The organism is Massilia sp. Root335 (assembly GCF_001425685.1).
Taxonomy (GTDB): domain Bacteria; phylum Pseudomonadota; class Gammaproteobacteria; order Burkholderiales; family Burkholderiaceae_D; genus Telluria; species Telluria luteola.
Genome location: NZ_LMCY01000024.1, coordinates 1,321 through 2,564, shown reverse-complemented (window position 1 = coordinate 2,564; position 1,244 = coordinate 1,321). Strand labels below are relative to the sequence as shown.

At 47.6% G+C, this 1,244-nt stretch carries 1 protein-coding gene; it reads right to left on the bottom strand.

Features of this window, described 5'->3' with window-relative positions; all coding sequences use genetic code 11:
* Window positions 1-307: 307 nt before the first annotated feature.
* On the bottom strand, window positions 308-874 hold the full coding sequence (locus ASC93_RS14040; protein WP_056442956.1) for a MerR family transcriptional regulator: 567 nt from the start codon (window positions 872-874) through the stop codon (window positions 308-310).
* Window positions 875-1,244 lie beyond the last annotated feature (370 nt).

The window sequence follows — 1,244 nt, the reverse complement described above, 5'->3', positions numbered from 1 at the left end:
TGAGTACCGACGAAATTCTAAATCAAATAAAACAGTTACAAGCAGATGGAGGATCGCTTAGCAAGAAAAAGGTAAAACAATCACATCCCGATCTGATGAGAAGTGCGTTGTTTTACTTCCCGTCTTGGGAACATGCGATTCAAAACGCCGAAGCCCTATAAAGAGCTGAACAAAAAAAATCCGAGCTGTGCGGTTTACCAACCAACCCCGCCCTCGGATTTTTTTGCCTTATTTCTTCGGTTTATGCAGGATTCGGCTGCTGCAGCTCGTAGAGCTATGCCGTCTCCTAATTAAAATCAAGCAGCACTCACTTCCCAAACAATCTCCGCCATACCGACTTATTCGCTTGTTCCCTCGCAGCCGTAGCTTCCTCCCTAGCCTCAGCGAGCTGTCGCTGCATTTCCCCGATCACTCGCTGCAGTTCACTTACTTCGTTGGCGGTCTCCACAATCCGTCCGTCCTGTTCGTCCAAACGCTCGACATGCTCTAAAACCCTAGATTCTATGCGGTTTATGCGTCCGTCCTGCTTTCCGATCTCGACGACAGCCTGTCCCATTGTCTGCATAACCGTGAGCAGCGTATCGCGCGAATCTGCTCCAGATATAACCCGCTCAACGTCCGCCACAGCTTCCTCGACAGTTATCGGGAATCCCCGTTTTGTCAGCAGCTCCATAATCTGTACTTTCGAGTTATCCAACTCGCGCAGCTCCCGGATCGTGTTCAAAACGTCCACGGCCTCCGGCTTATAGTATGTAACGGCTCCATGCTTAACCGTTGGGATGAATACGTGAAATTCTGTCACCCAATCCGCTATAGTCGACTTCGCAACGCTAACCGCTTCGACTAAATCCTTTTTCCGTAAAAGTCCATCCATCCGTTTTCTCCGTCCCCCTCCAATCCGTCCGCCGACCGTCTCGCCAATTTAAGGACGGATCGTTGATATATAAGCAATAATTCTCCGTCTTCTATCCGTTTACCTTCCGTCATTTACCTCTCAAATCGATTTTACCCAAATGAATCAGGAGCTTAGGCCCTCTGTTTAATTTGAACGCTTCTGAAGCTCAGGGATCAAGATAGCTGAACTCCAGTTAGATCTCTAGCAATCACGCCCTCGATTTTAAAGCGCCTCATCGACTATATAAGAAAAAATGTTTATTCTGGTTAGTTAACTTCGATCTAATTCGTTCGCGTGTCATACATGGGCCATTCTGTGTATCTCGCGTTGTTTCGCAATCTATGGTAGA

What these genes read in the sequence shown, in the direction of transcription:
- ASC93_RS14040 (WP_056442956.1), bottom strand. Translation starts at nt 874, where the DNA reads ATGGATGGACTTTTACGGAAAAAGGATTTAGTCGAAGCGGTTAGCGTT.